This window comes from Calditrichota bacterium, from assembly GCA_016867835.1.
In the GTDB taxonomy this organism is placed as follows: domain Bacteria; phylum Electryoneota; class AABM5-125-24; order Hatepunaeales; family Hatepunaeaceae; genus VGIQ01.
Map to the genome: position 1 here is coordinate 1 of VGIQ01000151.1, position 5,112 is coordinate 5,112.

The window sequence follows — 5,112 nt, forward strand, 5'->3', positions numbered from 1 at the left end:
AAATGACGAGGATTGTTATTAGCGAAGTACCAAGTCGAATCGCGGTTGCTGACGATGAACAGTTGCACGAAGCAAAGCAAGGTGCGTGTGTAACCGTTGCCGGGATCGTTCTTGTATTCGACGATTTGCTCCATTGCGCGGCGTGGGTTGATGCCGAGAGTTTTCAGTTCGATCTGCACTACTGGCATGCCATTGATGAGCAAGATTACATCATAGCGGTGGTGGCTGTTGTCGGTGTTGATGCGGAGTTGGTGGATAACCTCGAAGCTGTTTTTGCACCAGTCCTTGATGTTGACCAGCGTATAGTTGAGCGGCGTGCCGTCGTCGCGGGTGAAATCGTTGATTGTCCGAAGCATGCGCGCGGCGGCGAACACGTCGGCGGTGACGATCTCATCCAGCAGCCGCTGAAACTCGGCATCGGTGAGATGGACACGGTTGAGTGCCTCGAACTTCTCGCGGAAGTTCCGCTCCAACATCGCGCGGTCACGTATTTCCGGGCGATAGGTGTATTTGAGTTCGCCCAATCTTGCGATTAGTAGCTGTTCGAGTTCTTGCTCGGTCATCTTTTCTTCATTTCGAATGCGATTGGGCTTTCTGTTTTTCGTTTCGCTTCAAGGGATCGCGCACACGCGCCGTTGCGACATGTCCACGTCATGGACACATCCCCAAGATACGTCCAATAACTGGCAAAACGTGGACGCATAATGCGGGAGGGCTCGGTCATCTCTTGGAAAGCAGATCGAAAAGCCCGACATTCAGGTATAGTGTCTCCCGGCCGATCTTCTGGCTCTTCAAGATACCGGTCCTTTCAAGTTGCCTCAAATAAACGGCAGCGGTCTTGCGCTCCGCCAACCCAGCCTCAACCAACACCTGAGTCTTCGTATATGGCTGGCGGAAGATTAGTTCAATCAGTTCCTTTGAATAGGCGCGGGGCGGAAGCTCCTTCTTGGCTCGCCCCATAGTTTCGAACATCAGTTCGCGTATGGCCAGTATCTTTTTCCTGGTGAAACTCGCGGTTTCCTGAACCGCCTCAAGCATGAATAGAATCCAAGGCTCCCACAGCCCTTTCTCTGTGACAGCTCGTAGCGACCGGTAATATTCATTCTTTCGGTAAATGATCGCTTTGCTGAGATAGAGAACCGGCAGGTCGAGCAGTTTATTCAAGGCAAGGAATAGAATGTTGATAATCCGGCCGGTCCGACCGTTGCCGTCGGAGAAGGGATGGATAGCTTCAAACTGATAGTGAACGATAGCCATCTTGATCAATGGATCGAGCGCGTCATCAAGATGAATGAAGTCTTCGAGATTCTTTAGTTTGTCCCGAATGACCGATTCGCCTTCGGGCGGCGTGTAGATAACTTCACCCGTTGAGGCATTGGAGATCGTCGTGCCTGGCGTGTTCCTGAGGCCGGCCTGATTGCCCTTGATGATCTGGACGATCTTCACAAAGAGATTGGTCGAGAGAATCGGCCGCTTCTGTAACGAGTTGAATCCCGACCATAGTGCTTCCCGATACCGCAAAACCTCTCTGGTCGCCGAATCAACTGTGCTAGATTTCACTGCAAAGGCCTGGAATAGCGCGTCGTTTGTGGTGACAATGTTTTCAATCGCCGAGCTATCCTTGGCTTCCTGGAGGATCAGGGAATCTACAAGGACGGCTTGATTAGGAATGGTTGCGCCAAGCCCTTTCAATTCGGCCAAAGCCCGTCCAGCTTGGATTGCCTTGCGCAGGATAGGCTTGGATTCGACGTCCGCCTTCGGTGGTAACGACGGGAGATCGTTGAACGCTTTACGAGGATCAAAGGTCAATTCAGCTATTCTCATCGCTGAAGAACTCGTCCAACAAGTCCCTGCCCTGTTCACCCATCGTTTCAAGCAATTGCTTGACCTGGCGCAGTGCCAACCGGGATGGCGTTGTCTTCCCATTTTCCCAACGATTTATCGAAGGGAAAGTCACGCCGATTTTGGCTGCAAATCGCTCCTGACTGAGGCCGGTTCGTTGGCGAACAGTGCGGATCAAACGCGGGTAGTCCTTCCCCACTTTCAAGCGCTTTGAGGCTCCATTTGATTGTGTGTTTGGGATTGAATGATTGATATGGCAGACTATATAAGTATAGCGAAGAATGGGCAGCGAGTCAAGTCATTTTGGCCGCTGGACAACCATGATCCGACGCAACAAGAGAGCAGCCGTTGCCGGCTGCTCTCTTGCGGGTGGCTGGGCTTTCAGGCGCTCAGCAGCCTCGCCATCTCCTCCTTTGACCGCAGGCGGGAGATGTGGAGTTCCTTGACCCGGTCGAAGAGCGCCTTGCCCTTCAGCAGAGCCAAGTCCTCACCCGGATTCATCGCCTTGATGATCCTGCAGAAGTCGGCCTTGGTGCGGGCGACGCTCACCCCGCGCTGCTTCGCCAAGGCCCAGAGTTCCTTGACGGTCATCTTGGAGACCTCGGTTGTGGTCTCGCCGGTTTCACCGGATCCACTCTCGCAGATCCTGGTCATCTGGTGGGCGCTAGCGTCGGAAGACCCAATTCCTCTTGGCTGCCCAAATTCTATAACGCACTCAACGGATTCTGCTGGGCATCGCGCGCCTGTCCCGCACCGAATCCCATCTTCTTCTCCGCTTCCCGCCAACTGCCTCACTTCGACTTGCATTCGCCGCTAACGGCACCGCACCTTCGTCGCATAACAAAGTCGTTATCCGACAAGAGGTTAAGCGGGATTCCTATGTTCGCCATCCAACAGGGACGCTTCGGCGTCGAAATCGAAACCGCCGGCGTCGATAGAGTCCGGATCGCCGAATCCGTAGCCGCTTCCACCGGCGGCACCATCACCGCCACCCATCATTCCACCTACGACGCCACTATCATCACCGACGACCAGGGGCGCCAGTGGAAAGTCCAAAACGACTCGTCCATCGCCATTGTCAACGGCCATCGTGGCTCCGAAGTCGTCACCCCGGTGCTCGTCTATGAAGATATCGGTCGCCTTCAGGAAGTAGCGCGAGCCTTGCGATCAGCAGGTGCCCGAGTGCCCGCCTCTACCAGTGTCCATGTTCACGTCGATGCCCAACCCCATTCGCCCCATAGCCTCTCCAACCTTGCCAAGATGGTCCATAAAAATGAAGACCTCCTCTTCGAAGCCTTGCGCGTCCGACCCGAACGCCGAAGCCGCTATTGCCAACCGATGAACGATCAATTCATCGCCCGCATCGCCAAGGCACGACCCCGCACCGACCGCAAACTGAACGAATACTGGTTCGGCTCGTATAATCCAAACCCCATTCATTATGACCGCAGCAGATATGCCGGGCTCAACTACCTCAACCTCTTTAGAGACATTCATACAATTGAATTCCGCTACTTCAATTTTGTCGGCGCAATCCATGCCGGCGTGCTTAAAGCCTGGGTGCAACTCTGCCTGGCACTCTCGGCAAAAGCCCTCAACTCCCGCTCCGCCAGCCATAAGAAAATATTGACCGACAATCCACGTTTCAATTTCCGGGTCTGGCTCGTATCAAGCCTCGGCATGGTGGGCGATGAGTTCAAGACCGCACGCTATCATCTAATCCGATACCTGCCCGGCAACAGCGCCTGGCGCTATGGACCGCCGGCCAACCTCCTATCAAGTCAAAGGATCGCCCCCCGTGGATAACCCCATCCTCTACTTCGCCTACGGAGCCAATCTCGATTGCAAGGCGATGCGTTCACGCTGCCGCGGCTGCCAACCCGTGACGAAAGCCCGCCTGATCGATCACCGCCTCGTCTTCCGGGGTGTTGCCGACATCGAGTTTGCCCCTGGCGCATCTCTGCAAGGCGCCCTCTACCGCATCACAACCGCAGGCCTCAACGCCCTCGATCGCTTCGAAAGCCACCCCCATTTCTACGACCGCAAAATCGTCTCCGTCTTCAACCCCGAAGGAATCGCCGCCGAAGCGATCGTCTATCAGATGGTCCGGCAATACGGCTATGCCCCGCCTTCCGACCATTATCTCAACACCATCCTAAACGGCTGCCGGGAATGGGAGATTGAGGAAGAATACATTCGTAAGATCATCAAGGCAGCCGCAGCATCACACTTTGGAGGTTATTGATATGTCTGATTCTGACAATATCAAATACGAACTGGTTAATCACGACACCGTCTTCGCCGGCACCGCCGTCGAAATCGTGCAACAAATGCGCGAACAAGCCTTCTTCGAACGAAGCGTCGATCTGGCTCTCTATCTCGATCACCTGATCGGCCTGGTCAACGCCGTCTGTCACCTCAACGTCGCACCCCATCTCGCCCTGGAACCCAAGTCGCAAGCCTTCATCGAGGAGTTGCTGCGGCTCGGCTACTTCAAGGAGGTCTGAAATGTGGCGATCCGCTAATGCCAGACGCCTTGCCACGATCAACACCGTCGTCATCGATGCCGACTGCGGAATCGTCGAATTTGACATCGACGGCGAAACCTTCCGCTGGGAAACGGAGCCCGAGACTGCTATGAAGATCGTGCTGCAGAAGGGAAGACAAGGCACCCTTACCCTGAAAGCCATGGTCGATTGCATCTGGGAACCGCTCGAGTAGGATGATGATCCTCGCCCAAGCCATCGAACAATTCCTGACCCATCTGGCAGCCGGCGGCAGATCGAAGCATACCGATATGAGTTTGTGCGGAGAGATTAGTCGAGGGAAGTCTGTTATGCGACCCATAATTCGCAGAATGGAATTGGGAGGCTGGGCAGGAGAAACAAGCGCCGGCGCAAAAGCCTATCCTTGTCGTCCGAATCGGCGTTCGGGGGTGGCAATAATTCTGGTGGGGATGATGCGCCGACTTGTCGTGGATCGCGCCCCGTTGCGCCTGTTCTGCGCCTCGTGAGCGATCCCCGGGCCGGTCAGCCGGTGGCGAGGATAATTTCAGTCGGGAATGATCGTTGAAATTCTATGGCGTGAGTTTGCGATGATGACTTTAGGCGAAGCGGCGGAGCGATTTCTGGCCGGTCAGCAGGTGGCGGGAAGGCCGCCGTCAGCGTTGGAAACTGTCCGACGGGATATCTTGATATGGGTCGCATTCCTCGGGGAGAATCGAAAATGCGATCTGCTCCGACAGGAGGATATTATCCGCTTCCTCCAGAG

The 5,112-nt window shown here is 55.0% G+C and carries 9 protein-coding genes; 5 read left to right on the plus strand and 4 right to left on the minus strand.

Going from position 1 to position 5,112, the window contains the following annotated elements:
• From FJY67_11215 to FJY67_11230, 4 genes are all read right to left on the minus strand, one after another.
• The coding region (locus FJY67_11215) for a type I restriction endonuclease subunit R (GenBank protein ID MBM3330017.1) at positions 1-563 on the minus strand (563 nt) is incomplete at its 3' end.
• A gap of 157 nt (positions 564-720) precedes the next feature.
• Positions 721-1,809 carry a Fic family protein gene (locus FJY67_11220; protein MBM3330018.1) on the minus strand — a complete coding sequence of 363 codons (1,089 nt, stop codon included), beginning with the start codon at positions 1,807-1,809 and terminating at the stop codon, positions 721-723.
• Between the two features lies 1 nt (position 1,810).
• Complete coding sequence (locus FJY67_11225) at positions 1,811-2,047, minus strand: helix-turn-helix transcriptional regulator (protein MBM3330019.1); 237 nt, start codon at positions 2,045-2,047, stop codon at positions 1,811-1,813.
• Positions 2,048-2,223: 176 nt separating this feature from the next.
• Positions 2,224-2,496 (minus strand): hypothetical protein, encoded by a 273-nt coding sequence (locus tag FJY67_11230; GenBank protein MBM3330020.1) that lies wholly within the window; start codon positions 2,494-2,496, stop codon positions 2,224-2,226.
• A gap of 225 nt (positions 2,497-2,721) precedes the next feature.
• Between FJY67_11230 and FJY67_11235 the strand changes: the two genes are divergently transcribed.
• The 5 genes from FJY67_11235 to FJY67_11255 form a co-directional block, all read left to right on the plus strand.
• On the plus strand, positions 2,722-3,648 hold the full coding sequence (locus FJY67_11235) for a hypothetical protein (GenBank protein MBM3330021.1): 927 nt from the start codon (positions 2,722-2,724) through the stop codon (positions 3,646-3,648).
• A complete protein-coding gene (locus FJY67_11240) occupies positions 3,596-4,087 on the plus strand; it encodes a gamma-glutamylcyclotransferase (protein MBM3330022.1) in 492 nt (163 codons plus the stop codon). Before FJY67_11235 ends, FJY67_11240 begins: the two co-directional genes overlap by 53 nt.
• Before the next feature lies 1 nt (position 4,088).
• Positions 4,089-4,349, plus strand: a complete 261-nt coding sequence (locus FJY67_11245) for a hypothetical protein (GenBank protein ID MBM3330023.1) — start codon at positions 4,089-4,091, stop codon at positions 4,347-4,349.
• A 1-nt stretch (position 4,350) separates the two neighbouring features.
• The gene (locus FJY67_11250) at positions 4,351-4,563 is read left to right on the plus strand and encodes a hypothetical protein (GenBank protein ID MBM3330024.1); all 213 of its coding nucleotides are present in this window, start codon (positions 4,351-4,353) and stop codon (positions 4,561-4,563) included.
• A gap of 340 nt (positions 4,564-4,903) precedes the next feature.
• Positions 4,904-5,112 (plus strand): hypothetical protein (locus FJY67_11255; GenBank protein MBM3330025.1); only part of this gene is annotated, 209 nt, incomplete at its 3' end.